This is a genomic window from Alteromonas sp. B31-7, assembly GCF_015767655.1.
Classification (GTDB): domain Bacteria; phylum Pseudomonadota; class Gammaproteobacteria; order Enterobacterales; family Alteromonadaceae; genus Alteromonas; species Alteromonas australica.
In genome coordinates, this window is record NZ_CP065233.1 from 4,392,097 (window position 1) to 4,418,110 (window position 26,014).

At 45.4% G+C, this 26,014-nt stretch carries 20 protein-coding genes; 7 read left to right on the forward strand and 13 right to left on the reverse strand.

Annotation, left to right across the window (positions count from 1 at the left end; translation table 11 throughout):
- Positions 1 to 29: 29 nt before the first annotated feature.
- The gene (locus IUA53_RS19205) at positions 30 to 6,164 is read left to right on the forward strand and encodes a pectinesterase family protein (protein ID WP_196897622.1); all 6,135 of its coding nucleotides are present in this window, start codon (positions 30 to 32) and stop codon (positions 6,162 to 6,164) included.
- Between the two features lie 168 nt (positions 6,165 to 6,332).
- Complete coding sequence (locus tag IUA53_RS19210; protein ID WP_196897623.1) at positions 6,333 to 7,043, forward strand: hypothetical protein; 711 nt, start codon at positions 6,333 to 6,335, stop codon at positions 7,041 to 7,043.
- A gap of 5 nt (positions 7,044 to 7,048) precedes the next feature.
- On the opposite strand, the gene ppiC is transcribed toward IUA53_RS19210, so the two are convergent.
- On the reverse strand, positions 7,049 to 7,330 hold the full coding sequence (gene ppiC, locus IUA53_RS19215; RefSeq protein WP_196897624.1) for a peptidylprolyl isomerase PpiC: 282 nt from the start codon (positions 7,328 to 7,330) through the stop codon (positions 7,049 to 7,051).
- A 72-nt stretch (positions 7,331 to 7,402) separates the two neighbouring features.
- The gene (locus IUA53_RS19220; RefSeq protein ID WP_196897625.1) at positions 7,403 to 8,374 is read right to left on the reverse strand and encodes a family 43 glycosylhydrolase; all 972 of its coding nucleotides are present in this window, start codon (positions 8,372 to 8,374) and stop codon (positions 7,403 to 7,405) included.
- Positions 8,375 to 8,679: 305 nt separating this feature from the next.
- On the opposite strand from IUA53_RS19220, the gene IUA53_RS19225 reads away from it, so the two are divergent.
- Positions 8,680 to 8,859: a DUF6435 family protein gene (locus IUA53_RS19225; RefSeq protein ID WP_081869535.1), complete on the forward strand. Its 180-nt coding sequence runs from the start codon at positions 8,680 to 8,682 to the stop codon at positions 8,857 to 8,859.
- On the opposite strand, the gene cyoE is transcribed toward IUA53_RS19225, so the two are convergent.
- From cyoE to IUA53_RS19255, 6 genes are all read right to left on the reverse strand, one after another.
- On the reverse strand, positions 8,789 to 9,727 hold the full coding sequence (gene cyoE, locus IUA53_RS19230; protein WP_196897626.1) for a heme o synthase: 939 nt from the start codon (positions 9,725 to 9,727) through the stop codon (positions 8,789 to 8,791). The genes IUA53_RS19225 and cyoE overlap by 71 nt on opposite strands.
- A 30-nt stretch (positions 9,728 to 9,757) precedes the next feature.
- Complete coding sequence (gene cyoD / locus IUA53_RS19235; protein WP_196897627.1) at positions 9,758 to 10,120, reverse strand: cytochrome o ubiquinol oxidase subunit IV; 363 nt, start codon at positions 10,118 to 10,120, stop codon at positions 9,758 to 9,760.
- Complete coding sequence (gene cyoC / locus IUA53_RS19240; RefSeq protein WP_196897628.1) at positions 10,120 to 10,728, reverse strand: cytochrome o ubiquinol oxidase subunit III; 609 nt, start codon at positions 10,726 to 10,728, stop codon at positions 10,120 to 10,122. Before cyoC ends, cyoD begins: the two co-directional genes overlap by 1 nt.
- Entirely contained in the window at positions 10,725 to 12,713 is a 1,989-nt protein-coding gene (cyoB, locus tag IUA53_RS19245; protein ID WP_044058466.1) for a cytochrome o ubiquinol oxidase subunit I, read from the reverse strand. Before cyoB ends, cyoC begins: the two co-directional genes overlap by 4 nt.
- 2 nt (positions 12,714 to 12,715) lie before the next feature.
- Positions 12,716 to 13,654: a ubiquinol oxidase subunit II gene (gene cyoA, locus IUA53_RS19250; protein ID WP_044058467.1), complete on the reverse strand. Its 939-nt coding sequence runs from the start codon at positions 13,652 to 13,654 to the stop codon at positions 12,716 to 12,718.
- A 161-nt stretch (positions 13,655 to 13,815) separates the two neighbouring features.
- Positions 13,816 to 14,223: a hypothetical protein gene (locus tag IUA53_RS19255; protein ID WP_044449030.1), complete on the reverse strand. Its 408-nt coding sequence runs from the start codon at positions 14,221 to 14,223 to the stop codon at positions 13,816 to 13,818.
- 695 nt (positions 14,224 to 14,918) lie between these two features.
- Between IUA53_RS19255 and IUA53_RS19260 the strand changes: the two genes are divergently transcribed.
- Together IUA53_RS19260 and IUA53_RS19265 are read left to right on the forward strand one after the other, a co-directional pair.
- Entirely contained in the window at positions 14,919 to 16,109 is a 1,191-nt protein-coding gene (locus IUA53_RS19260; protein ID WP_044058469.1) for an aromatic ring-hydroxylating oxygenase subunit alpha, read from the forward strand.
- A gap of 17 nt (positions 16,110 to 16,126) precedes the next feature.
- Positions 16,127 to 17,086 carry a PDR/VanB family oxidoreductase gene (locus IUA53_RS19265; protein WP_044058470.1) on the forward strand — a complete coding sequence of 320 codons (960 nt, stop codon included), beginning with the start codon at positions 16,127 to 16,129 and terminating at the stop codon, positions 17,084 to 17,086.
- Between the two features lie 59 nt (positions 17,087 to 17,145).
- On the opposite strand, the gene IUA53_RS19270 is transcribed toward IUA53_RS19265, so the two are convergent.
- Positions 17,146 to 18,105 (reverse strand): helix-turn-helix transcriptional regulator, encoded by a 960-nt coding sequence (locus IUA53_RS19270; protein WP_052806765.1) that lies wholly within the window; start codon positions 18,103 to 18,105, stop codon positions 17,146 to 17,148.
- Positions 18,106 to 18,963: 858 nt separating this feature from the next.
- Here IUA53_RS19270 and IUA53_RS19275 point away from each other — a divergent pair.
- Together IUA53_RS19275 and IUA53_RS19280 are read left to right on the forward strand one after the other, a co-directional pair.
- Positions 18,964 to 21,243, forward strand: a complete 2,280-nt coding sequence (locus IUA53_RS19275; protein WP_196897629.1) for a TonB-dependent receptor — start codon at positions 18,964 to 18,966, stop codon at positions 21,241 to 21,243.
- An 82-nt stretch (positions 21,244 to 21,325) separates the two neighbouring features.
- Entirely contained in the window at positions 21,326 to 21,817 is a 492-nt protein-coding gene (locus IUA53_RS19280; protein WP_196897630.1) for a VOC family protein, read from the forward strand.
- A gap of 246 nt (positions 21,818 to 22,063) precedes the next feature.
- On the opposite strand, the gene IUA53_RS19285 is transcribed toward IUA53_RS19280, so the two are convergent.
- The 4 genes from IUA53_RS19285 to IUA53_RS19300 are packed head-to-tail and all read right to left on the reverse strand — an operon-like array spanning position 22,064 to position 26,013.
- Positions 22,064 to 22,975: a TauD/TfdA dioxygenase family protein gene (locus tag IUA53_RS19285; RefSeq protein WP_196897631.1), complete on the reverse strand. Its 912-nt coding sequence runs from the start codon at positions 22,973 to 22,975 to the stop codon at positions 22,064 to 22,066.
- Between the two features lie 26 nt (positions 22,976 to 23,001).
- Positions 23,002 to 24,321: a hypothetical protein gene (locus tag IUA53_RS19290; RefSeq protein WP_196897632.1), complete on the reverse strand. Its 1,320-nt coding sequence runs from the start codon at positions 24,319 to 24,321 to the stop codon at positions 23,002 to 23,004.
- Positions 24,318 to 24,971, reverse strand: coding sequence for a cysteine hydrolase family protein (locus tag IUA53_RS19295; protein WP_196897633.1), 654 nt, complete (start codon positions 24,969 to 24,971; stop codon positions 24,318 to 24,320). The genes IUA53_RS19290 and IUA53_RS19295 overlap by 4 nt, the downstream gene beginning before the upstream one ends.
- On the reverse strand, positions 24,964 to 26,013 hold the full coding sequence (locus IUA53_RS19300) for an LLM class flavin-dependent oxidoreductase (RefSeq protein WP_196897634.1): 1,050 nt from the start codon (positions 26,011 to 26,013) through the stop codon (positions 24,964 to 24,966). Before IUA53_RS19300 ends, IUA53_RS19295 begins: the two co-directional genes overlap by 8 nt.
- Position 26,014: the final 1 nt, after the last annotated feature.

The following is a 26,014-nucleotide window of genomic DNA, read 5'->3' on the forward strand; positions in this document are numbered from 1 at the left end:
ACGCGTGGCATTTCATGGAGGTTGAGTCAATGAAACTCACTTATGTTGCTGCCCTTATAGGTAGTGTTTTAGTTATTGCTGGCTGCGGAGAGAAAAGTACGACTAACGTAAAACTGCCGCCAGATCCTGCGCTTACAGGTGTTTTTGTGGATAGCCCAGTCAGTGGGCTTAGCTATAATTCTGCGTCCGTTGAAGCCGGCCAAACCGATGAAAATGGTGAATTCTCGTACTTTCGAGGCGAGCAACTCTCATTCTATATTGGGGACTTAGTCTTTCCTGAGACCCCAGCATCAAGTGTTATATCTCCGCTAGATTTATTTGCTACTGACAATGCTTTTAACCAATCGGTGGTGAACACTATTAGATTGCTACAGTCGCTAGACACAGATGGCGACCCAACAAACGGTATTACGCTTAGCGCTGATGCTGCAAATGTGGCAACTGTCACCTTAGAAGAGGGCGAAACCCTCACTGACTTTTTCAATCAATCGGATGCAGATTTTGCCTCCGATGTTGAAGTTTGGTTACCCGCTGCAGGCGGGGCAAGCAACACACTAATAGACAAATCTACGGCACTGTCGCATTTCGTCAGTTACCTTGAGACCGAGCTAGGTACACTCTTTCCTAATACCTTCGATGTCACTAAATTTACCGGCGACGTGTATGCTCCCTTCATAGAAAATAGGCAAGTGACGCAGCGGACATTTACGTTTACTCCAGTCGATGAAAATAACTTAGCGGGTGACTTTACGTTAGTGACCGGGGATGAAACGCTCAGCGGAAACTACGAATTCGCTTTTGGCAGAAAAGTACTGGTTTTACATGCACAAGAAGAAACCCATTACCTCATTTCACGTGCCTACAATACCGTAAATGATGTCTATAGCCTGTGTTTAATCAGTGCTGATGACGCCACACCGATTGCTACCTACGTTGAAAGCTGTTTATCAAATGACGACCCACAAGCAGCTGTGTTTGCCTTTACCCAAGCACAAGCTGACGCAGAATCAATAAGACTTGAAGAAGCTGCCAATGCGATTCAAGCCGCTTTAGAAGAGAACTTTGATACCGATACCGATACCTTTTTCTCATCCTCATACAAGCGACTTAGCGATGCGCCCGATGCAGGAGCGCTCTACTATGTTACCGGCGGTAGCCCGCTTGTGGATGCCTCAACAGGCCAGTTAACACTAGAAGGCGATCGCTTTTCTATTGGTAATGCGGCTGCAAATCCAGGGGCCAATACCTCAGGTACAGATACCGTTGGTCAAGGTATTTATAACCTAAGCGAAGGCTTTACGATTAGCTTCGATATTGTCGCAGTTGGCAGTGCTGGTAGCTTTAGCTTGTATGTTGACAACAACACCACAGGTCAAGACAATTCTATTCATGGCGCCGCGTCAAAATTTGTCAGTATTTCTCTTAGCGACGGAGAGCTTGAAGCCGGTACTCGCTATTCATACACGTATGAACCAGGCGATGATGTGAATGGCGGCGACCCTGCAGCATCCGATGCAAAGATTCTAGATAACACTGTTACTAACAGTTTCTTCCAGCTTCGAACCGACTCAAGTGGCTCAATTACCCTAGATAATCTTAAAATTGAGACCGTTGCAGATGCGGTTGACGTACCCACTGCACCAACGGAGCCTGAACCCACTGAACCTGAAGAACCGGTGATCATTCCTACTACCCCACTGCCTCTAAGTTATTCGTTTGCTGGCATTAGCGAGGATATCTTTTCCACCAATTTTGCTGCCATCGAAACCGCTGACGGTGTTAGCGTACCAATGTTAACGAAAACAGGGGGGCAGGTAACCCAGGTTAGCAATGGTATTGAGCTAGACGGTGGTCGTTTCACACTAGGCAATACTACACCCGATACTCAAAGCTCCGCAGATGATACATCAGTGAACGGCGCCCTCGATTTGAGTCGACCGTACCACGTCATCTTTGACGTAGTGGCTGCAGAAGATACTGAAGGCGATAACAAGTTCCAAATCTATGTGGACAATAACACCTCTGGCAGCGCCAATTCTTACCTAGGTGGAAGCTCTCGTTTTTACAATGAGCTTGTCACTAGTTTAGTTGCTGGCACCACTGTCACCGTGGAAGGGCCAATCGCTAGTCAGAACTCGTATTTACAGTTTAGAACTGAAAGCGGTTCGAGAGTGGTTATCGACAATATTCGCATTGAGTATATTGCAGCTAATGTGTTGCTTGAAGAAACCTTTGAAACCGACGTTGATAGCTTCTTCTCGCCAAGTTACAAAGCCACAGATGGCGGTGCTCAAACACCGTTTTATAGTATCACTGGCGGAAGCTCTGGCCTTACCATGAGCGACGGCTCACTCACCATAGATAGTGCACGCTTTACGCTGGGTAACACCACGCCTGATGTAGAGACAAGCGCAGACGACACTACGACCACAGGTATATTAGATTTAAGCCGCCCGTACATGATTAGTATGGACATTATTAATGTTGAAGATACCGAAGGTGATAATAACTTCATCATCTATGCAGACAACAACACCAGCAGTAGCAGCAAGTCAATCCATGGCGGCGACGCCAAGTTCTTCAGTGAACCTATTACCTCACTCACTGCCGGTCAGCGATTATCTATTGAAGGTTTTGTGGCCACTTCGTCATCATTTTTACAATTGCGTACCGAAAGTGGTGGCGTAGTCACCATTGATAATCTCGTGATCACCTACTTGGATGATGGATCCTCAAGCCAAGCGTTTAGCTGCGACTCTGCCCCCACGCTTTATTTTTGTGATGACTTTTCTTCGGGTTCATTCGATAACTTCGACCTATTAGCCAATGAAAGTGGCAGTAACGGTGCGCAAGGTAGCTTCGATATACTGGATGATGATGGCAATAATGTAATGCGATATACCGCAGGAGGTGAAGGTGGGGAGATTCTCTTAGTTAAAGACAGTGTACTCACCGACTTGCCTGAAAGTGGAGATTATTTTGTGGAAGCACGAATTCGTCCACGCCAAAATAGTACCACCAGAAACAAGCAAATTTTTCTACTTGGTCGATATGACAGTGTAGGCAATTGGTTTGCAGGCGGCTTGAACGTGCAAAATGCTAGCACCAGTACCCAAGTTGAAATAGCAGTGAGCAAAGCGGGCAGTATTAGCCGACCTCTACAAAAAAAATCGCCCATAGAAATAGGTGAAAAAGACGGTGTTGACGGCACTTGGTATCGAGTGCGTATAGACATGGTTGGCGATGAACTAACGGTTTATCTCAATGGAGAAAATCTGGGCTCAACCACCGATTCCAGTTACAGCGCGAAAGGCTTAATCGGGCTATTCACTAACAATCGCTCATTTGAATTAGATGATTTAAAGGTGGGAGACCCAACTGAAAGGCCTGTACAGCTTACGCTGGACTACGCCACCAATGCATGGGAAACCACGACCAGTGAGGACCCTCTCTATGTTCACGTCACTGCGGTAAAAAGTGATGGTATTACTGAAGACGAATTTTCAGTCATAAGCAGTGATGAAAGTGTGGTTAGCGTAGAGCAGGATGGCTCGCTGGTTGTGCTAACCGCAAACGCGGAGGGTAACGCACAAGTCACCTTCACTTCTGGCGAAGACCCTGCATTATTCAAAGTGCTAAGCGTGACTGTGCAAGAAGGTTTTACTATGCCAAGTGCCACGTATGGTGACTTGTTTCCCCTCACCACGCCCTTTGCAGGCCAACAAAATGCGTACCTCGACGGGCTCCTCACACTTACGTTTGACGATGCCCCGACCCTTGGCACCTCCGGCGAAGTGCGTATTTACAAACAAAGTGATGATAGCATTGTAGACGTCATTTCAATGGGTGGTGACATAGACGCTCTTGGGTATCATGGGCAAGACAAACTGCGTCATGTAAATTACCTTCCTATCAAGGTGGAAGGTAATCAGCTTATTGTTAAACCTCACAATAATGTATTGGAATATGGCGAAAGCTATTATGTAGCCATTAGCGACGGTTTGGTCACTGACGCTTCACTAAATAGCCAACTTTTTAACGGTTTGGGTAAAACGGCAAATTGGACCTTCACAACGCGGGAAGCCGCTCCTACAGGCACCCACCTTTTAGTGGATGATGATGGCGAAGCAGATTTTCGTTCATTACAAGGCGCATTAAACTATGTCATGGAAAACCTTCCTAAGGATCAGCCTGCAACCATTACCCTACGGGATGGTGAATACGAAGAGCTTCTCTTTTTACGCAATCAAAATAACGTCACCATTGAAGGGGAAAGCAGAGACAACACCCTTGTTTATTACGCCAACTACGACAGCCTAAACAGTGGCAGTGGAAAGTCTTCGCCCGTGGGCGCCACGGTAGCAGAAGGGGGACGAAGCGTGTTTCTTGTGGAGGGCGCAGATAACTTAACACTTCATAACTTCACCCTGAAAAATACACACACACGTAGCAACGCCTACTCCAATCAAGCTGAAGCCCTTTATTTCAACAATGATAATGGACGTTTAAGTGCGGTGAACATGAACTTCATCAGCGAACAAGATACATTGCAACTAAAAGGTTATAGCTGGTTTTATGAGACCCTTGTTGCTGGCAACGTGGATTTCATTTGGGGTTATGTGAATACCGCGCTTTTTGAAAACAGTGAAATTCGTACCATTGGTGATTCTAAAAATGGCAACCCAGATGAAGATACCGCTGGCGGCTACGTGTTACAGGCCCGCGTGCCAGACATTGACCACAAGGGATTCATTTTTCTAAACAGTCGTTTCACCAACGGCCCCGGCCCTCTTGGTAATGGTGTATTGGATAATTCTACTTACATTGCCCGAAGTGGCGGCAGTGAAAACTACTTTGATAACATTACCCTTATCAATAACCGATTTGATACTCACATTGCGGATATCGGTTGGGCGGGTGAGGGCGTGCGTGATCAACCCGCCCCCAACCCGGTTACGGCAACGGCGAATGCGGGATGGCGAGAATATGGCAGTATGGATTTGCAAGGAAACGCGCTAAACCTTTCTACCCGGGAGTCTGCTTATTTGCTCACTGAAAGCGACGTCAGTTCACTCACCACCCGAGAGGCTATTTTTGCCCATTATGACAATGATACTGGCTGGCAGCCTAGCGTACCTAGTGATCCGGTTGTGACTGTACCCGATGTTTCGGTGTCGCAAGGTTTCGCCCAACATAATTACACCCTGTCGGGCGGCGCGGGCGGCACTGTAGTCACCGTGAATACGGGGCTTGCATTGCAAGCGGCATTAGACGACGCAAAAGCAGCGAATACCCCGGTGACCATATACGTCGATGGCACCATTACCGACGCCAACAATGGCAGCTCGGGGGCGCCAATTGAAATTAGAGACATGAACGATGTTTCTATTATTGGTGTGGCCAGCCGTGGAGAATTGGACGGCATAGGCATACTGATAAAACGTGCCAACAACATCATTATTCGCAATCTGAAAATTCACCACGTATTAACTGAAGGAAAAGACGCCATTGCCATTGAAGGTGACAATGATGGCTCAACCACCAGCCATATTTGGATTGATCACAATGAACTGTACAGTACCCTCAATGTAGACAAAGACTATTACGATGGTTTAATTGACAGTAAAAGAGGCGCAAAAAGTATCACTATTTCCTATAACTACCTGCACGACCATTGGAAAGGTTCGCTGCACGGTCATACGGAAACCGATACTGACAGTGGCAATACTGATCGCATGATTACCTTCCACCATAACCGGTTTGAAAACATCGAATCCCGATTGCCACTGTTTCGCTACGGTGTAGGTCATTTGTATAATAATTACTATAGCAACATTACCTCTACCGCCATCAATTCACGACAAGGCGCTGAGTTACGCATTAACAATAATGTGTTTGAAAATACTCAGAACCCCATCGTGTCTTTTTATTCCGATGTGGTTGGCTACTGGAATACATCAGGAAACGTGTTTGGTGAGGGTGTAACCTGGACAACGCCTGCTGACGGCGACGTGGTTGCGGGGCCAGAGGCTACGCCAACATCCAGTTACGAAGTGCCCTATGAGTATCAATTAGATGATGCCGATAAAACCAAAGCGATTGTCATCAACCATGCTGGAGTGGGTAAAATCAAACAAGATCCTGAGTCTATTCCAAGTTTATAAACCCTGTAAGATGACAAGCCCTTAAGTGAAAAAGCTTAGGGGCTTTTTTGTTGCCGAGCTTAGCGGTATTAACTAAGGCCTATGCGTAACAAGAAAACCCAGCACGCTCGCATTGTGATAAAGATGCCCGTACACTAGCCGTTTTGTGGTTATCTTGGTGGGGTTAATATGAAAATTTTGCGTAATATGCTAGGTAGAACCAAAGCACTCATTGGTGTTTTTGCCCTACTGTGTTTGCAAAATGCGTACGCCATTGATGCTGGGCAATATTACTATTATATTTCTGAAAAATGTGTTCCCAAAGGCCCTCAAGAACAGAAAGCGCGCGCCGCCGTTACCCCAGATCTCTGGCTGTTTGAGGTATCCCCTGCCGGCATCAGTGATTACTACGTTCATATGAATACAGAAGCCCTGAACCAATACACTGACGAAGGCAAAAGCTATTTAGCCGAACTGGAGACCGAGCAGGCATATAACGCTGGGCACGCTAGCGAACAGGGCACAGGCGTTACCCACAACTTTATGCTTCAGCGAGAGGCCGTTGGATTAACCGAGCTCATCGACATACTAAGCGGCTTTTCACAGCACCAAAAAGAAAAGGGCTATTACTTCCGCAAGATTTTGTCATTAGACAACCAAAACGCACGCTTTAAAGCCGTGACCAAGGTGCAACTTGTGGATGTAGGAATGGAGGATAAAATGTTCGTGGCTGGCTATGTATCAAATTACTATTTGCTGGATAGTAAGGGAAAACCAGACACAGATGCCTTTATTTCTGTTGATCATAAAAACGCCCTCTCTGAGGCTATCCACCCCTACAAAAGCCCGTTCAACCAGTACACGAAAAACGGAATTTGCGGCGAACGCTGGGTGCCCTAAAGGGGCTAGCCGTTTCGATATAGCGTCTTTATCAAATGATAACCAAAACGGGTCTTAACTGGCCCGTGCACCTTTAACACGTCTTTTTTAAACACCACATCGTCAAACGCTTTTACCATTTGGCCCCGACGAAATTCCCCTAAATCGCCCCCCCGTTTGCCTGAAGGGCAGGTAGAATGGCGTTTTGCTAACGTAGCAAAGTCTTTACCCTTTCTAAGTTGTTGCAAAATGGATAACGCTTCTTTTTCTGTTTTCACTAATATGTGAAGTGCGGATGCCGTGGCCATATAAGAACCTTAAAAAAATCACTATTGCGCCATTATAACCTACTCCACGAAAGCCTTCATAACTGGGTTTAGTTATTGTTTTTGATTACCCTGACTCGCAAAGTTTGCTATGCCTTTTTGAGTTCGGCGAATGGGTTGTATGGTGCCATCTTCATTAAAATAGAGGTATTCAGCAGCAACGTGCCTTTGTCGACCACAGGTAGAGTCAATGTCTAACCAACGGTGGTAAAACAGTATCCATTGCCCCTGATAATTTACAATAGAATGATGATTGTTGCTGTTCGCCTCTTGTTCCATTATCACCCCGTGGTAGGTCCAAGGGCCTTTGGGTGACGGGCTGGTGTAATAGCTAAGTTCGCGATTATTTTCAGGCATAGTAAAGTAATATAAGTCTTCCCGTTTAAATACCCAAGGCCCCTCCATTTTGGGGGTATACCCCCCCATATCCATCTTTTCCAGCTTACCTTTAATACTTCGCATGTCGTCAGCCATTTCTACCACATGATAATCAGCGCCTTGCGCGTGAACATATAAGTACGCTTTGCCATCATCGTCGATAAATAGACTGGGGTCGTTAGCATAGGGCTCGCGCCACAAAGGCGCACCAATCATGTCTTTAAAAGGCCCTGTGGGGGAGTCACTTTCTGCCACGCCAATCCCCATCCATTTAGTGCTTTTTTCAGGGTTTTTTCTATCTTTGTGGCCTGTACCTGCGGGAAATACTAAATAATACTTTCCATTTTTATACGCGGCATCTGGCGCCCAAGCGTAGTTGTCTGCCCACGCAATTTCGTCTAACGATAAACTTGGGCCATGATTCGTCCAGTTCACTAGATCGGTAGAAGAAAAGGTATACCAATCTTGCATCCAGAAGTCTTCTTGGCATTCCATATCGTGTGAAGTATATAAATAGAGACGGCCGTCTTCCCATACGTGAGCGGACGGGTCTGCAGTTCTTAGCCCTTCACCTAATGGCAGCGGGTTTTGAGCAAAAGCAAATAACGACGTCCCCATGAATAACCCCAAACACGATACCTTGAACATGCGCCCATTCTCCTAGCAACATAAATAAATAGTAGACCAACTACATTCTCACTAAGCGGCTATGCGGGCTAAGACTTCTGTTAAAAATATTCAAATAGGAATAATCACTCGAACCTACAAGTTAGACCTAGCTTGGCACTTAACCGGTTACTGCGAAAAACGGCTTACCTGATAAACATAAAACCACTGAGGTACAACAACTTGAGGGTAAAAAGCATAGGGCTTTAATTAAAACCCTGTAATAGATGATCGCTTAGGCTTGAATTTACGTTAATTAACCGTCACCCCACCACTGAGATTGGCCTGTGTTTAGTTTATTTAAATCTAACCCAACTAAAAAATTACGCCGACAATACGATAAGTTGCTTGAACGCGCCATGCATGCTCAGCGAAACGGCGACATAAAAACCTATTCTATGCTGACTGCAGAGTCAGAAACGCTTTACAAGCAAATTGAAGCGATTGAAAACAAAAATCGTGCTTGATTGGTTCGTGATAATCCACAGACATAGCAATAGACAGCGCGATTATGTTTAAAATTGAAAACCCAAACACTTGTCGCGCCCAGCCTTCAATATTGATGTCGCGGCGGTATCCCCGAAGTGCCATGAACAACCACCACAAACTGGTGGTACACGCCACAGCCATAAAGCCTATGCCCGTATAACCACTTAATGGCAGCAATAAAACGACAAGGGCAAATACTGCAATATAAAGCACTATGTGTTGTTTTGCTTTGGCCACCCCTTTAGCCACCGGCAATACAGGTATATTTGCCGCTTCATAATCTTTAAAACGGAAGATAGCAATGGCATAGGAATGCGGCATTTGCCAGAGGCTAAACATAACCAGCAAGATTGCCGCGGCAGTGTCGAACTGGCCGCTTACAGCACAATACCCCACCACAGGTGGTACCGCGCCGGAAAGGCTTCCCACCAAGGTACCGTATACCGAGTTCCGCTTCATGTAGAGGCTATATAACCCCACGTAAATGATGTACCCGAAGGCAGCAAAAAACACGGCGGTCATATTGGTGTAAATGACAAGGATGGCAAAGCCGAGTACACCTAAAAACAGGCCATGGAAAAACGCAGCGGTAAGGGACATTTCTCCCGTTACCGTAACCCGAGTTTGGGTTCGCTGCATTTTCCTGTCGATATCACTGTCGATACAGTTATTGATGGCGCACCCAGACGCTACCACCAGCGATAGGCCCACCAAAGTGGCTATCATTAGCATTGGCTCCACATGACCTTTCGCTGCAAGTAAAAATCCCCCAGCAACAGAAACTAGATTCCCGAAAATAATGCCCGGTTTCGTTACGGTAAGGTAGCGTTTGAATGTCGCATTCATTGACTGTTTGCCTTCTAACTTAAGCGTTCATTAGTACATCATCATGGCGTTAGACTCATAAATTATCCAAATAGATAAGCCAACGACCATAAAAATGATAAGCGCACTGAATAAAAACGAAAAAGTATTGGCTCGCCCGTCGTCAGTGACAAAATTAAGATGAAGGAAGTATTTCAGGTGAACCCAAATTTGAATTAACCCTAAGATAATCACGCTCCAAAGCGTGGTCACCTTTGAAAAGTCGCCCTTCATGACCAACACAAACGGGATAACCGTTAGAACCACTGAAAGGATAAACCCCACCACGTAGGATTTAACGCTACCGTGATCTTCATGCGATGCCTGCGCTGGCGCATCTTGATGCGCTTTGCTATGTGAATCGTGTAACGCCATTACATTGCCCCCATTAAATAAACCACGGTAAATACACAAATCCAAACAATATCGAGGAAGTGCCAAAATAAACTAAGGCAACTTAACCGCGTTACCGTTTGCTCGGGTAAGCCCCGGCGGCTAACTTCAATGAACATCACCGTCATCCAAATAAGACCGGCGGTAACGTGCAAACCGTGTAGCCCTACTAGGGAGAAAAAGGCCGTCAAAAAAGCACTTTGCTGTGGCCCGTGCCCATGGGTAATGAGATGATGAAACTCATAGACTTCCATGCCAATGAAGCTTGCACCTAATAGCCATGTTACGGCTAACCAGGCTAACGCAGCCCCCCTGTTTTGTTTGTGAGCACCAATCATTGCGAAGCCAAACGTGATGCTACTTACTAACAGAGCAGCGGTTTCCACCGCCACAAAATTGAGTTCGAATATGTCTTTCCCTGACACGCCGCCAGCGGTATTCATAAACAATACCGCGTAGGTGGCAAAGAACGAGGCAAACAACAAGCAATCGGTCATTAAATACAACCAGAAACCAAATACCGTGTTGTTTTCATGAAGCCCGTGGTGTTCGTGATCGTCGGTGTGCATGGTGGCTGTTACTGTATTCATGCATTTGCTCCTGTGGTATTTGCGCCTAAATGCGTTTGTTCAATACGCTCTATCTCATCTACCTGAACGTAGTAGTCCACATCGCGGGTGTAGCAACGCTTAATAAACACACCAATTCCTGCCATTAGCCCTACTATGGCTAACCACCAAATATGCCAAATTAACGCAAACCCCATCACGGTAAAGCTCATGCTCATAAACACACCTGCTGACGTGTTTTTAGGCATATGAATAGGTGAATACTGCTGTGGCCGTTGGTAAGACTCCCCCCGCTCTTTCATGTCTGTCCATGCATCAATGTCCTGGATATGAGGAATGTGCGCAAAATTGTAAAATTGCGGCGGGGAGGCTGTTGACCATTCCAGGGTATGCCCATTCCATGGGTCGCCAGTGGTATCGTTTAGCTTATCTTTATTTTTAAAGCTGACGAACAACTGAAGCAACTGGAAAAAGATACCGATTGCAATAACGAACGCCCCCACCATGGCAATGTATAACCAGATATTCCAATCTGGATTATCGGTATGGTTAAGACGGCGTGTCATACCCAAAAAGCCAAGCACATAAAGGGGCATGAACGCCAAAAGGAAACCAATTTGCCAGCACCAAAACGCTGCCTTACCGGTTTTTTCATCTAGCTTAAAGCCCATGGCTTTAGGGAACCAAAACGCGAAACCTGCGAGGTAGCCAAATACAGCGCCGCCGATAATTGTGTTATGAAAGTGCGCAATCAAAAATAGACTATTGTGAAGCACATAGTCGGCACCAGGAATGGCAAGCAATACGCCAGTCATACCGCCAATGGTAAAGGTCACCATGAACCCTAAAGTCCATAAAACAGGAACGCTAAGGACTAAACGGCCTCGGTACATGGTAAATAACCAATTAAAAAGCTTCACCCCAGTCGGCACAGCAATCACCATGGTCATAATGCCAAAAAAGGCATTGACGTTGGCGCTAGAGCCCATCGTAAAGAAGTGGTGCAGCCAAACTACGAACCCTAAAATGGCAATAGCACCAGATGCGTACACCATCGACTTGTAGCCGAAGAGACGTTTTGCAGTAAAGGTTGAAATGACTTCCGAGAAAATACCAAACGCTGGCAACACCAGAATATACACTTCCGGGTGTCCCCACGCCCAAAATAAGTTGATGTACATCATGGAGTTTCCACCCGCTTCATTGGTAAAGAAGTGGAAATCCATATAACGGTCAAGGGTTAACATGGCCAACACGGCAGTTAAAATTGGGAAAGACGCAGCAATCAAAATGTTCGCCCACGTGCAAGTCCATGTAAAAATAGGCATTTGCATCAATTTCATGCCCGGCGCACGCATCTTAAATACAGTGACTAAAAAGTTAACGGCAGTAAGTAGCGTGCCGAGCCCGGATATCTGCAAGGCCCATATATAATAATCGACCCCCACCCCGGGACTAAACTCTAACCCCGCTAACGGCGGATAGGCCACCCAACCCGTTTTAGCAAATTCTCCTAAACCTAACGAAACATTCACCAAAATTGCGCCGCCAGCAGTCAGCCAGAAACTCAAGTTATTCAAAAACGGGAAGGCCACATCACGGGCACCAATTTGAAGCGGCAAAATGATATTCATTAAGCCAATCATGAATGGCATTGCCATAAAAATAATCATGATCACGCCGTGAGCCGTGAAAATTTGGTCGTAATGCTCTGGAGGCAGATACCCTGGCGCGCCATTAGTGGCCATGGCTAATTGGGTTCGCATCATAATGGCATCAGCAAAGCCACGCAGAAGCATAATCATCGCCAGTACAATATACATAATACCTAAGCGCTTATGATCGACGGAGGTTATCCAATCAAACCACAAAGTCCCCCATTGTTTATGCTTAGTAATAAGTGACGCTATCACTAATCCCAATACAGCAACCACTGCGAGGGTCACCATAATAATGGGTTCGTGATAGGGCACAGACTCTATCGATAATTTACCTAAAAAAGACATAATTAGTGTGTAACCTCTTTATGATGACCATTGTCCATTACCGCTGTCTCATGCATGCCTTCAGCGGCGTGATCTGGCTTTGCGTAAAAGTCCATAGAACCGTGGTCTGCCATATACTTCATGACGATATGGTGAAATAAGCCATCTTCCACGTCGCCGTAATAGGTAACAGGGTGATACTCTGAGGGCTGCGCCAATACCTTGTAAGACGCTTGACTTAAGGTTTGTTGCTGTGACTTAACTTTGCTTACCCAAGCGTCAAAATCAGCGTCAGTGGGCGTAGCAATAGCGTTAAATTTCATTCCCGTAAAACCAGCACCACTGTAGTTAGACGATATTCCCTTAAATGTACCTGGCTCGTTGGCAATAAGGTGAAGCTTGGTTTCCATACCTGCCATAGAATAAATTTGGCTTCCCAATTGCGGGATAAAAAATGAATTCATGGTGCCTTCCGATGTAATTTTAAATTCCACCGGTTTATTGGCAGGAAACACCAACTCATTTACCGTCGCGATGCCTTGCTCCGGATAAATAAATAACCATTTCCAGTTAAGTGATACCACTTCAACGGTAAGATGCTCACCTTTTCCTTCTAACGGAGCGTAGGGATCGAGGGCGTGCGTCGAACGCCAGGTTATGACCCCTAAAGCAATAATAATGAGAATGGGCACCGACCATACCACGGCTTCAATTTTGGTCGAGTGCGCCCACTTTGGGGTGTATATTTCAAAGTCACGACTGGCGCGGTATTTCCACGCAAAATAGAGCGTTAGAACAATGACAGGAATAACAACAAGCAGCATGAGAATGGTGCAAAGAATAATAAGGTTCTTTTCATCCACCCCCACTTGCCCTTTCGGATCGAGAATACCACCACTGCAGCCAGCCAGTGTTAGCACGCAAATAGTGACAAGTAATTTAAAAAGGTTACGAATAGACAAAATGGTTTCCTATAACCCACACGTTAAACGGCGATAGCTGCATGCACGCGCTTTACGCAAGGTACAGCTGGTTTAAAACATCAGAAAAAACATCACCACCCTGCCTACTCACACAAAGGGAAGTTCGGCATTCAGGTTTCAGATGTATAAATTTAAGACGGTTAGTTAAAAACCGGAGGGGCTCGACTACCTAGCTTTTGAACAAAAGGCTGAGGAAATGTAGGGCAAGGGTAAGATAAAGAGCGACGTTTTTTGGCAATTGGCGCTTTAGCTATGGCAATGGCTTTAACCAGTAGGCCACTTAGCACCAGGGCAATGGTAGGTACCATGAATTGAGAAAGCGTATGATTGGCAAACGCTATAACAAAAGGCTCTATAACAAGGCTTTCGTTTAACGCACTCACAAATTCCGCAGAATCTGCCATAGTGCCGCTAATCACTAATACCACATTTAGCAACAAGGCCGCATTCGCCAGGCACAACACAGCGCCTAAACCACTGGTGTAGTTAAAGGTGTGTTTGACTGATGCATATAATCCACTGGTAAAAGTGGACAATGGGGTTGCCATAAAAAGTATTAGCCTCAAATGAAAACGCGCTAAAGCAATATCTTGTTGTCTCAAGAAGAGTAAGACAAGCCGAGGCAGGGTAATGGTAAAAAACGGCAAACACAACCAAGTGGCTGTGAGGCGTTGAACGACATTGCAATACAAAGTTAGAAGGAGGGTTTAGAAAAAGCACAAATTATTTAACACTTCGCCTAGCCGCTGCGATATTACTTTCCGCGCCCTCACTCCCCATCAACCCTAACAAAAACGATAGCTATCGCGGACACTTCAATATTCTGCGATAGCACGAAGAACGTGCATTGTTAAAATTATGATAATAAAGCTAAGAGGTAATTTTCGCTCGGAGTAGGAATTTGATGGGTATCAAAATGCGTTAATTGCCAGTTACCGTGCGATGAAACGTAGTATTTTTAAATGCTCATGCGGTGTCTCACTATTAAAAAGCGGTCATCAATGGACTGTAAACAATACGCCTGAGTCACTCGAATAGATTTGGCTTGCAACACCGTTGACTTATATGGATAGATTCAGCTGGGGTACGCATTTATACGTTGGTAATCCAGTAATTGTACGTAAATGCACAATCTTCCATAAGACAAATCCCGTAGCATCAATCTCATCGTTTTTATCCAAGTTCACATAAAGCCTGAGTTTTACAGTCTTTGTGTCACCCCAAACTTTGTGCAGGAGCCACTATGAGCCCGTTTTTTTTAAATGATGAATTTTTTGATAGTTTAGAGAGCTCAATACAAGAAATAGAACACGCTAATACGCTTCCGCCGTTATGTTATACCGATGCCACATTCTTCGATTTTGAAAAACGCGCGTTGTTTGATCATGAATGGCTATGTGTAGGCCGTGAAGATTGGGTTCCTAACCCGGGAGACTTTTATACTACATCTGTAGTCAATGAGCCTATTGTCGTAGTACACGATCGCGACGGTACTATTCGTGCGATGTCTTCAGTTTGCCAGCATCGCGCCATGTTAGTCGCTGAAGGTGCAGGAAACACCAGAACCTTCACTTGCCCCTATCACCATTGGGTGTACAACTTAAAAGGTGACTTGATAAACGCACCAGCAATGGAAAAAACCTGTAATTTCCATAAAGAAACAACGGGGCTGCCCAACTTTAAATTAGAAATATGGCATGGATTTATCTTTATTAACTTTAACAACAGTGCCGAGCCGTTAGCACCTCGATTAACCGCATTGGAACCTATATTGGCTAATTACGAAATTGCCGATGCAGAAGGGCCGGCCCCAGACCGTGATATTCAATATTCCTTTAGCTGGAAAGTGATGTTTGAAAACAATAATGATGGCTATCACGCCAACCGTTTGCACCAAGGTGAGTATCACGATTACATTCCGTCAGAATTAGCCAAATTTCCCGAGTCGCTACCAAAGGAGACGGCTGGTTTTTACCGTACCAATGGCACATTGCACAAAGATGCGAGCTTTAATCCAACACAAAAAGCGCTCATGCCGATATTTCCAAAATTAAACGAAGAAGAACGTAACCGAATGGCGTTCGCGAACTTGCCGCCTAGCTTGTCCCTCGTACTTACCTGTGACGCCGTAATTTACTTAATTCTTCGCGCTGATGGACCTGAAAGTCACCAGCTTGACTTGGGTGTACTGTTCGCCAAAGGTGCCATGGATGATCCAGACTTCGACAAAAAAATGGAAATGGTGGTAGAGCGGGCACTTGATATCAACGCACAGGATATTCATGTAGATGAGCTGGTACAAAAAGGGCTTCGCTCGCGCTACGCACCTCGCGGCCGCTATTCATGGCAGGAAGGCGCACAACGTCAGTTTAATACCTGGTTAGTCCCCCGCTATCGCGCGCAGTGGGAAAAAATGAAACGCAAGGGTCAGTAATTCAGGTTGGTGCAATTATGGAAAAAATAACGTTTACGCTCTCGGTACATAGTATTCGCTACGAAGGAGCAAGTACTCGCCTCATTGAATTACGACCTCCAGCGGGAACTTATTTACCTCCCGTGGAAGCTGGCGCGCATATTGATGTTCACATCAGCCCCACTATCACTCGGCAGTATTCATTATGTAATACTCCCGGTGAGACCCACCGATATATTATTGGAGTAGCACTAGACCCTTGTAGTCGTGGCGGCTCTCGAGCATTGCACGAAGTCATAAAAGAAGGTGACACTCTCAACATCGGAGGCCCCCGCAATCACTTCGAATTGCTACAGTCTGAAGATCACTCAGTATTAATTGGCGGTGGGATTGGCATCACCCCCCTGTTATCTATGGCTTTGCAATTAGAGGCGCAACAACGTACTTGGTCGTTGCACTATGCTGCAAAAAGCGCAGATCTCGCACCATTATTTCACACCATTAGCACACTTGCGAAGCAAGCCAGGTATGGACAAGTCAATGTGTACTTTAGTCAACCAGTGTCTCAACGTATGCAAGTGTCAAAGATTATGGCCGATGCACCTAAAGGCAGCCATTTTTACTGTTGTGGCCCGTTAAAATTATTGGATGACTTCGACGCTTGTAGTGAAGATTATCCTTCAAATCACTGCCACAGCGAACGCTTTTCTGGCGACCTTGACGTGGCCAAAGGTGGCTATACTATTGTGTTGGCGCGAACAGGCAAAGAAATCTACATTAAGGAAGAACAAACTATTTTAGACGCGTTGAAAGCAGAAAAAATGAATGTGACATATGCGTGCGCTGAAGGGGTCTGCGGAAGCTGTGAAGTTAAAGTATTAGAGGGCACACCTGACCATCGAGATGATGTGTTAAGCGAAAGCGAAAAAGCTCGTAACGATACTATGATGGTATGTTGTTCAGGTGCCATTTCAAAGCGATTAGTGTTAGACCTTTAGTAAAAATAAAGTAGTCAAGCAAGCCCTTTTCCTTAAGTAGCTTGCTTGGCGCATTGTGATTAACTCGCTATTGCGTTTTCACTATGCTTACGTCGGTATTCGCGTGGTGTAATATCAAACTCGCTTCTAAACACTCTGCTAAAATGACCCGCATCGTTGAACCCCCATCTAAAGCAGATATCCGACACAGATAAATGACGATACTCAGGATGTCCTAGTTCAAAACGGCATCGTTCTAGGCGCCTAGCTCTTACATAATTCACAAAACTGGTGCCGCTAGATTCAAACAACTTCTGAATATAACGTTGCGATACATGGTTTTGTACCGCCACCATGTTGAGTGATAACTCTGGATCTGCCAAATTTGCATCTATCATATTACATACCCGCTTGAACTGATCAATTTTCGCGGTACTGCCAAAATCCAAAACGCCACTTTGGTGAATAAGATTGCTAATTAAAAACTCAGAAAGAGCGATTTCAATTGGCCGTAAGTCAGTACTGTCTAATTCGTCCATGTTGTCACACAATGAGGAAAGCATAGTGGCAAAGACTTTGTTTATCCCAGATTCACAAGGCAAGTAGCCTACATTCAGTAAATTCAGATTCAACAAGCGTTTGTGAATTAGGTTTTCCGGTACTTTCATGTATAAAATTTTAAAATCAGAGTGCACTGACAGGGTCATGTCTAAGCCCGTTGGCGCATAGATGATGGAATTGACTTGGGCAGGGTACTGGGCACCCTTGTACTTTAGTGAAAAGTCACCTTCTAACAACAGTGCCAACCAAAACGAGAATGGTTGTTCTGAACATTTCCCGGATATCTCCATAGGAGAACCAGATAGAATGGAGAACTCAATACCTAAAGGGGTATCAATGGTATTAATGTTGCCTCGAAACTTCGTGTTACCCGTTTGAAATTGACAGGGCGGCATAAACACTTTATGCATCGCTTGTTGCCAAACATTAGAGCGTTCAACCATTGGACAATTATCGGTAGATACCTTCCAAGAGCTCATTACTGCACCTCCTTCGTATGCAACGTTTAAAGAACACGACCAGTCAGTACGTACCCGATAACACATGTTAAACAAAAAGCGAGAAGGCTGGTCTATTAAGACCCTTTGGAAGTGATTACGCGTAATCTAAATTTACCTTGCCTGTTAAAATCACACTCACGGCGGCGTCGTTTATTATGTTTTTTGACGCTCTATATTTTTTTATCGCCAGTGTGGTTGACAGCATGTTTAGGCTGTCGGAATGTAAATATGCATATCGTATACTGACTAGCCTTTATACTCAGCATAAACCATACCATCAGCAAGCAATTGTTTTTCAAGGAAATTAAAAACAAGAACAATAAAAATTGCACCAAATTTGTACACTTTGACACCAGTCTATAAAGATAACTGCGCGAATTAGGGGCAAAAAATGTGCTCAAGTGTCCAATTTAGCCTTTGATTGTTTAAATCCCGTTATCCGTGCAGCAAACATTTAATAAATAGTGTTTTTTCATATCCTTCGTTCGTACGCTCATTCCCTAAAAGTCATACACATTTGAACAATTATAAGCAAATAAACTGGCGTAGTATGAAGATGAAGCTAAGCAATTTGCGGTTTTTTTAGAGCAAGTTTGCCGATATTCACGTGAAGAGATTGGCGAGGAAAGCGGAATAAATATGCGTGTCATTGCTTGCGTTATAGATTAACGAATCACAGCGTATTTATGGGACTCCTATAACAAAACAAACGGCTGATGCAACATGGCTCCTAAGTAAGCCTGTTCATACGACCGCCTTAGCTGTCGCTTCTGCAACCTTTCAACAAGAGTAATCACCACCTAAAAAGACAAGATTACCAATATTAGAGGAAACATCATGCAGGAACTACATTTTAGAAAGACCTTGATTCAAAGTGCGCTACTTTCCATCTTTTGTTCTACCTCTGTCGCTTTCGCTGCGGAAGATGCGGAAGATAAAAAAGTCCCCGACGATGTAGAGACCGTAACTATCACCGTTGATCAGCGCCGCGTTAATTTACAAGATGCCCCGCTGTCTGTTACAGCGGTGAACGGTGAGTTAATGGAACAGGCTAATATTACAGATGCAACCGACTTAAATGGTTACGTTCCTGGACTTCAAATTAATAAAAGTGGCGGCTCAGAACGGATGGTTAGTATTCGTGGCGTAGGTTCGCAAACTCCGGAGAATTTTTTTAGCAATCCAGGTGTGTCGTTTCATATGGACGGCGCGTACATCACTAATAACATCGCGTTAAATATGGGCTTTTTAGATGTAGAGCACATTGAAGTACAACGCGGTCCTCAGGGAACAGCATTTGGTGCAGCCTCTACCGGAGGCACACTCAATGTCATTAGTAAGAAGCCTGTGTTGGGTGAGTTTTTTGGCGAAGTGCAGGCGGGCTTTGGTAATTACAACTACAATCAAGGACAAGTCGCTGTTAACCTACCTCTCGGCGATGATTTTGCGATTCGTGCCGTGGCGCAAACCACCAGTCACGATGGTTATGCTGAATCTAACGGCATTCCTGGTGGCTATGAACTCGACGATGCCAATAATGATAACAGTCGAGTTTCAGCCAAATGGCAAGCGAGTGACGATTTAAGCGTGGTCTTCATTGCTCAACATTATGATGCCCATAATAATGGTGCCGCGTTGAAAGCCATTGATGATCCTAATTCAGACCCGCGAGTGGTTTCACAGGATTTTCCCGCCAAGTTTGATATGACCATGGATGTCACGTCCGCCATTGTCACATGGCAGCTATCAGGCATGACCTTCAAGTCGATAACAAGCTACCAAAACATGGATCATGCCCAATCTTTTGATGCAGACAGAAGCACCATTGATAATTTTGGCGGGTACGATCACGTAACGACGTGGGCAACATCGGCCGAGACAGTGATGCAAGAAATATCACTAAGTTCTGATCCGGGCCGTTTTTTTGAGTGGGTTATTGGCGGTATTTACCTCAACTCAAACAGTGACCAATACGTCAATGAATACGCCGGCACCGATCCCGACGATGTCACTAGCGTTCTGCCAGCCGACACTGATCCTAGTTCACTTCCTGCTAATTTATCTTATGCCGAAAACTCATCTTTAGAACGCACATCGTGGGCTCCATTTTTACAAGGCACATTAAATGTTACCGACGATATGCAAATTATTGCAGGCATTCGTTACAACGACGATAGCTTTGAAGGCTTATCCTCTACCTACTATGCCACACCTTCACCAAAGAAATTTGATACCGATGAAGTCACAGGCAAAGTTGCGGTGAATTACACGTTGTCATCAAACAATATGGTGTATACAAGTTTGTCTCGTGGATATAAACCCGGCGGTATTAATAGCGGCGCTATTAACGCGATGGTAGTAAGCACCACCATAGAGCCGGAAATTGTGGATGCCTTTGAAGTAGGTAGCAAAAACCAGCTACTCGACAATAAGCTGAAGTTAAACGTATCGGCGTTTTACTACAAATACAAAGATATGCAGTACATTCAAGAAGACCCCATTCCCTATTCAGGCGGACTTGGGAATATTCCAGAAGCAAATATTTGGGGGATAGAAGCAGAGGCCTCGTGGTGGCTATTTAACGACAGCGTTCAACTTGGCATCAACGCCACATCGCTGCACGGTGAATATCCCATGGAGTACTATGCATTAGACCGTCGAGAAGCCGACGCTGCTGGCGCCGCTGCGCTTGCAAATGGTGATGCGCCTTACGCTTGGAGCTACGAATGGTTTGTTGCCCGAGGTTCAGCCACGGTTAACGTGGAGGGAAATACGCCACCAAACCTACCTAAATTGGCTGGCGGCATTAACGCCACTTGGTTTGGTGAATTAGAAGATGGCCTTATCACTGCGCGTATAGAGTACCTATACCGAGGAGATTATAGTGCCCGTATCTTTAGTACTGACGTCGATCAAGTCAACAGCTACGGTCTCGTCAACATGTTCCTTCAATATGAACCTGACGATGCAAACTGGAAAGCTTGGATCACTGCAACCAACCTTACTGACAAAGCGGCAATTGCTGGACGCTTTGTCGATCCGTACGGGAGCGGCGTGGTTAGTGATGAATACGTTGCACCTCGCCAAGTGATTGCCAACTTTAGCTACAATTTTTAAGCCTATTTGGTCGGAACATTTTTGTTCTGGCCATTCTCCTCACCCTATTTAAACCTTTATACAACCCACAAACAGGTGCTACATGAGCAAACCGAACACACTGATATTTGTTGATTTGACCTCCGATGATCCCGCTGCCGCTGGCGAATTTTACGCTGATGTTTTCGGGTGGGAAAACGACCCTAGGCCTTATGGTGTCTTCCACCGTATGGTTCCGGGCGGCAACATGTATGATAGTAATGGTAACGAAACAACTATCGGTAATTTTCATTTAGGCATCCATAAAGCCGACAACACTCGCCCCCACCCTAATAATGAAGGTGCTGACCCCAGAGAAATTGCAGGCCCTGGCCGCAAAGCCCGAGTATGGATATTGGTGAGCGACGATGACACCATGGAAGACATCCTTGAGCGGGCGGTATCGAAGGGCGCGAAGGTACTTTGGAAAGACCATTTTTGGTACGAATTTAATGGCTTTAACTCTGCCTTTGAAGACCCATGGGGAAATGAAATAATACTCTGGGGAAAAGGTGGAGCTGAGCCTCAAATACCTGCGCACTTTACCACGGAATAACACTAAGCGCTCCATGCCGTACGTCAATCAAAGCCCCATTACTTAGATGATATTGGGGCTTTTCTCGTTCTCGTATTATGGCATTGGCAATGGCGTCTTGAAGAATGCGATATTTGGAGTTTAAGGCGTTGTAAAAAAGAAAGCCACTACTTAGGTAGTGGCCAGCGGGATATAACAATTAAATAATGAAATCATCACGAGAATAATATACCCCTCATTTGAGACGATTAAGTCGCTTAGTATGCGTCAAGAGACTTTACGTTCAGCCACATTGCTATTATCAACCGCGATAGGACGCTCTCCTTTTACCCATAGTCTATGAGCCATTCGCTGGTATTTCACGTCGTCGTAGCGAGTACCCGTGTGTAATGTACAACGGTTGTCCCACATCAATAGGTCACCTTTTTGCCATTTGTGTTGATAAACATATTTTGGTTGAGTTGTGTAATTAACCAATCGCTCGACGAGCGCCATGGCTTCTTCATCGTCCATACCCAAAACATGTTTTACAGTGCCAGTGCTTACCCATAACGCTTTACGCCCATCAGAAGGGTGTACACGTACTAACGGATGAATCACATCGGGGTTTTCTCGACGCAGTTCATCGGTGATTTCATAGCTGTTAAAGTCACGATTTTGGATAAAATGCACCAGTGAATGGTGAATTTTTAAAGTGTCTAAAAAGGCTTTTTCATCGTCGGGTAAATCATTGTAGGCCGCTACTTGATCTGCTAATAGTGTATCTCCCCCCTCTTCTGGCACAGTCACCGCATACAACATAGTGCACATTACAGGTTCTTCCTTGTACGAATAATCGGTATGCCAACCTAATCCATCATTATGCGCGCCAATGGGCTCGCCATTCGCATCGACCATATTGGAAATTTTGAATATATGCGGGTAATTAGGTAAGCAGAACTTTGTCTGCGTATGCAGTTCTGGTTCACCAAATGCCTGAATAAAACGCATTAGGTCATCTGGCTCCATGGTTTGGTTGCGCAGAACAATAGCGCCATGAGCGTGAAATGTGCGAACAACTTTTTGTAGCAATGCCTCGTCAGCATGTTGTAAATCTACATCAAATATTTGCGCGCCAAAATTGTCCTTCAACGGCGCAATCATTAATCCCGTTTCAGGGCTTTTACTTGCTTGTTGCATTGCAAACCTCTTGGTATTCAATGTTTCTAGGTAGCGCGCCCACAAATGGCAAGCGCAGTCATTGCGTAAATTAGAGCACTGTCGGTTAAATCTTTGGGTGTCGGGCGAAAGCGAGGCATACCCGACGTCACTGCAGGAATGCGTTGCATGTTAAACACATTGTGATCACGCCACATGCTTGAATACGCTGTATGAGCCAATGTAAGCGCTTCTCCCTTCACGGCTGAGGTTGCTTGACTCAGGGATTTAACCAGAGGAGCCACCTGTGCCTCGTCTGCAGCGAAGCCGTGGCGAACGACCACGGGCTCAATGTTGTAGCCCGTCAACCCTAAGCTAGCCAACAACCGATTAAGCTCATGGTAAGGTTGTGACGCTGTTTGTTTTGCAGTCAGGCCTACTTCAACATATATAGAACATACATCTGTACCAGCACCAAAAGTCAGGGGCGAACCGGCTTTAATAGCGTCAATTTGCACTTTCGGAACAGATTCTCCGCCACGACTTTTATAGTGATTCGTCTGTTCATAAGTTTGTGCCCATTGGTGCACCGCATCTATTACTTTCCCTAACTGGTAAATAGGGTTAGGGTGATCATTAGGGTCTGGAGAGTTGTCTAATATTGGGGTGAATACGCCTTCGCCGAGCAATTGAATGCGAAATAGCGCATAGCCATTACCCTGCCAAGTGACTCCCCAATCACACCCTTCCGCTGCAATAGCATAGTCTGCTACCACCCCTCCGTGATGAAACAGATAGTTTGCGCCAATATCTTTACCTAAATAGTCTACACCTTGCCATTCTTCCATCGGCTCTGGGCCAATTTCACCCGGGCACGCAGTAAGATATAGCTTTCCAGATAAGTCTATACCTGCTTTCTTTAGTGCCTTGGCCGCCATCAAAAAACAACTCATGGGGCCTCGATCGTTACTAATGGGGTAACCTCGGAAACTGCCGTCTTCTAACCAACATTGCTGCCATTCCGGATTTGCCAAAGTTTCAGGTCGATATTTGTGCCTGTTAATATGCTCATCGTCGCTGGGGCTTTCCGTATCTAAATGAGCAGTAAACAGTAGGTTTTTTCCTAGTCCCTTGCCCCCGTACTCACCAATAACATTCTGCCTATGGGCTACGGCTCCAGTCGTGCGGGTTGTAAACCCTTCCTCAACTAGCCAATTGCGCACAAACTCACCCGCTTGCGCTTCTTCTCCAGAGCGACTAGGAATATTGCCGAGACTGAGCGCTAATTGCGTTAGCTCTTCCGTTTCAATGGCACTAGCAATAGCTGCCTTTTCCTCGACGGTAACCGTGTAAGGCGTTTGAGTATCTGGGTTAAATAGCGATGTCATTGTGTCCCCCATATTGCGTGCACACTTTGCGTGTCAGTGAGCAGAGCAAAGCTTAATGCCATTGATCTTAAACTCGCCTGGTGAAGCTCGTCTTCATATGCAGCACATGCATCACTTACCACAAATACATGGTAATCGTGGTGAAACGCATCACGCACGGTAGACTCCACACAGCACTCTGTCGTTATTCCAGTTACCACTAGCGTGTCTATACCTTGAGTTTTAAGCCAACTATTTAGGTCGGTTTGCCAAAATGCACTGTAGCGCGTTTTCAATACTACCTTATCGCTTGGCGTCGGCATGCACTGATAGAAAGCTTCACCTTGTGTCCCTCTACGACAAATTGCTTGCTCGCTTGTAGAGTCTTTTCCCTGTCGAGCCATCCATTCGCTCCACGCTTCAGAGTCTGTCTCAGGGGAAGTTTGTAGCCCTATGAACACAACAGGCAGCCCAATTCTGTGTGCATCTTCCACAAGTGAATTGATATTTGAAATGGCCGGAGCCAACCGTGACATGTCTACTCCATATTGGCCTAATAAGCCCTTTGGGCTTGCAAAGTCGTGCTGGACATCTACGATGCATAAAGCCGAACGCTCAGCACTTAGCCATGTGGGTTTTGATGGGGTCAGTACGTTTTGTTTGCTAGCCATAATGTGCTCTTAGCACTGGCAGAATTTCCTCGCCGAATAAAGTTAACCCTTTGTCATAGTCGTCAAAGTTCAGCATTACTCCGTCCATTTGGGTGTTGTCGAGCATACTAATTAGCTGGTCTGCGACCGAAGCAGGATCTCCGACAAGCTCACGACTCATAAAGGCACCTTGCGCACGTATTACCATGGCATTATCTTTTAATGCTGGGTCAATACCGTAGGAGCGCATCATTCCTTCTACTGCACCAGCATCTTTGCCCTCGCGATATGCCTGAGCTTTCGCGAGTGCCTTTGTATTGTCTTTGTCTAGCACAAGAGTTGCCATGCAGTAGCACTTTATTGATTCGTCATACTCTTTGGCAATATCACGCGCCATTTGAGTAATAGAACGCGTTTCTGCATCATCCTTACCACCTACAAAACATGCGTCGGCATTCCGTACAGTAAAGCGTAAACCACGCTCAGACTGGCCTGCACACACCGTGAATGGTTTTTTCACCGGTTTAGGCTCTGAAACACAATCTTCTAAGGTGAAGTACTTTCCATCAAAATCTACTCTAGGCTCAGTCCACAAGCGATTAACAATGGTGCTCCACTCTTGTGCGTACACGTACCTTTCATCATGGTCAATATCGTCGCGCCACGCGCCCATTTGATTTAATTCATCTCGAAACGAACCCGATACAATATTTAGCCCAGCCCGCCCATTTGAAATTTGGTCTAATGTGGAAACCATTTTTGCCACTGCACCTGGGTTCATCAGTAAAGTATGCACTGTGGCAATAATTTTGGCGTGCTGTGTAGCCTCTGCAAGTCCTGCCATCATGGTCATAGACTCTAATGAACAACCCCAATGATTGGTCTCGCCACCATAACCACGCCATTTTGCCATGGACATAATGAAATCCATGCCATATCCATCGGCTAACATAGCCGCACGTTTATTTTGTGCATAAGATCCATCTAGGGTGGGTGTGGCTGTTGATACGATCCAACCGCCATTCGCAATTGGCAAAAATACACCAAATTCTTTTTTAGACATG

Bases quoted from the DNA above. Each gene is read 5' to 3' on its own strand.
- IUA53_RS19270 (WP_052806765.1), bottom strand. From the start codon at position 18,105: ATGAGCTCTTGGAAGGTATCTACCGATAATTGTCCAATGGTTGAACGC.
- IUA53_RS19275 (WP_196897629.1), top strand. From the start codon at position 18,964: ATGCAGGAACTACATTTTAGAAAGACCTTGATTCAAAGTGCGCTACTT.
- cyoB (WP_044058466.1), bottom strand. From the start codon at position 12,713: ATGTCTTTTTTAGGTAAATTATCGATAGAGTCTGTGCCCTATCACGAA.
- IUA53_RS19220 (WP_196897625.1), bottom strand. From the start codon at position 8,374: ATGTTCAAGGTATCGTGTTTGGGGTTATTCATGGGGACGTCGTTATTT.
- IUA53_RS19285 (WP_196897631.1), bottom strand. From the start codon at position 22,975: ATGCAACAAGCAAGTAAAAGCCCTGAAACGGGATTAATGATTGCGCCG.
- IUA53_RS19265 (WP_044058470.1), top strand. From the start codon at position 16,127: ATGGAAAAAATAACGTTTACGCTCTCGGTACATAGTATTCGCTACGAA.
- IUA53_RS19205 (WP_196897622.1), top strand. From the start codon at position 30: ATGAAACTCACTTATGTTGCTGCCCTTATAGGTAGTGTTTTAGTTATT.
- IUA53_RS19290 (WP_196897632.1), bottom strand. From the start codon at position 24,321: ATGACATCGCTATTTAACCCAGATACTCAAACGCCTTACACGGTTACC.
- IUA53_RS19260 (WP_044058469.1), top strand. From the start codon at position 14,919: ATGAGCCCGTTTTTTTTAAATGATGAATTTTTTGATAGTTTAGAGAGC.
- IUA53_RS19280 (WP_196897630.1), top strand. From the start codon at position 21,326: ATGAGCAAACCGAACACACTGATATTTGTTGATTTGACCTCCGATGAT.
- IUA53_RS19255 (WP_044449030.1), bottom strand. From the start codon at position 14,223: ATGGCAACCCCATTGTCCACTTTTACCAGTGGATTATATGCATCAGTC.
- cyoD (WP_196897627.1), bottom strand. From the start codon at position 10,120: ATGGCGTTACACGATTCACATAGCAAAGCGCATCAAGATGCGCCAGCG.
- ppiC (WP_196897624.1), bottom strand. From the start codon at position 7,330: ATGGCCACGGCATCCGCACTTCACATATTAGTGAAAACAGAAAAAGAA.
- IUA53_RS19210 (WP_196897623.1), top strand. From the start codon at position 6,333: ATGAAAATTTTGCGTAATATGCTAGGTAGAACCAAAGCACTCATTGGT.
- cyoC (WP_196897628.1), bottom strand. From the start codon at position 10,728: ATGAATACAGTAACAGCCACCATGCACACCGACGATCACGAACACCAC.
- IUA53_RS19300 (WP_196897634.1), bottom strand. From the start codon at position 26,013: ATGTCTAAAAAAGAATTTGGTGTATTTTTGCCAATTGCGAATGGCGGT.
- cyoE (WP_196897626.1), bottom strand. From the start codon at position 9,727: ATGAATGCGACATTCAAACGCTACCTTACCGTAACGAAACCGGGCATT.
- IUA53_RS19295 (WP_196897633.1), bottom strand. From the start codon at position 24,971: ATGGCTAGCAAACAAAACGTACTGACCCCATCAAAACCCACATGGCTA.